Source organism: Vibrio sp. 661 (assembly GCF_033339315.1).
In the GTDB taxonomy this organism is placed as follows: domain Bacteria; phylum Pseudomonadota; class Gammaproteobacteria; order Enterobacterales; family Vibrionaceae; genus Vibrio; species Vibrio alginolyticus.
The window spans coordinates 1-1299 of the sequence record NZ_JAWOUJ010000071.1 but is presented as its reverse complement, the minus strand read 5'-3'; the positions used below and the strand labels follow the sequence as shown (position 1 = coordinate 1299).

General features: G+C 41.7%; 2 protein-coding genes. Both read left to right on the top strand.

The annotated features are described in order from the left end of the window. The coding region (locus R7P69_RS24765) for a helix-turn-helix domain-containing protein (RefSeq protein WP_318121759.1) at positions 1-456 on the top strand (456 nt) is incomplete at its 5' end. A 74-nt stretch (positions 457-530) separates the two neighbouring features. Continuing rightward, entirely contained in the window at positions 531-728 is a 198-nt protein-coding gene (locus R7P69_RS24760) for a hypothetical protein (protein WP_169608343.1), read from the top strand. The last annotated feature ends 571 nt before the right edge of the window (positions 729-1299 follow it).

Genomic DNA, 1299 nt, shown 5'->3' with positions numbered 1-1299 from the left:
AATGGGCGGCAACCCTTGGCGTTTTTCTTAGTTTCTATAAGGAAAATTATGACACACAAACTTAAGCGGAGCCAATTCGATATTATGCATCCACTTTTTGACGCAATGAAACGTGAAAATCTACCATCAACACAGCGCCTGCTTCTCTTGGGGCTATTTAGATTTGTTGATGGCGATGGAGTTTGTTTCCCTAGCTACAGCGCTCTAATGGATGAGACGGGGTTATCTCGACAATCTATTGCAAACACAATCAAGAAGCTCTCTGAGTCTGGTTGGTTAACTTACGAGCCAGGGGATAAATCGAAAAGTTTAGCTAATACATACTATTTGAATCTTGAGCGCTTGGGGTTAACTACACAATCTAAAATAGTCCCAATAGAGGGATACATAGCTCAAGATGGGACTAAGTGGTCTTGTGCTGCTGATTATTGGAAGTCTAGACAGCAAACAATTTAAATTCATAAACGCCATGCATTCAGAGTGCAATCTGAATGCATGGCTAATCATAACTAGCTTACAAGGGGCTAATCATGACTAACTCACATCCTATTGAAAAGGACGTGTTTTACAACCGTCTGTCGCAATTAATTGCATCAACTGATTTAAATCCAGTCGACCGCGTTTTATTTCTCGCCACTTTTGAATCTTGGTACAACTTTCAAAGTTACGCCGTATATCAGTCCATCTCCGAAAAGGCTATTCAAGCTTTGGAGGAATGTTATGCGTAGTACTGATTGGGAGAACGCTGTTAAATTCTTTGCTCCAATTTCTAGGAGTAGTCGAATACATCCTAACTTTATCTTTAGATTTCAACACTTAGCATTAAGTGAGGGTCGAGCTGCTGAAATAGCTTGTGTCGATTTGGATCAAATCCATCGATGGGATGACGGTGAGGAAATCCCCCCTACCATTCGTAGGCTTTGGGCTCTTGAGTCTGGGCGCTATCTTCCTGATGTTACGGGGTTTTCTAAGTGGGCATTTAAGTCTGGTCATATTGTTACACCTGATGGAGCTACCTACTCTGAGGGGCAACTTCGCCACGCTCTTTTTCTGTTAGATCAGGTCTTATAAATAGCTCTGTTGGGAAATAAAAATTTGGGAGCCTTGTGCTCCCTTTTTTTGTTTCTCAATTGAGCCGACAAGCGGAAACATTCTTGATTTTTGTTACCTAATTCAAATCCGCGCGTCAGCTTCACAAATATCTATAAATACGTCTTTTTACATATCTATCTGGTTGTTAGCTGCAAACGACGACTGACGACGACGATGACTGAGGAGGAGGAAATAGGAGGTGCAGCG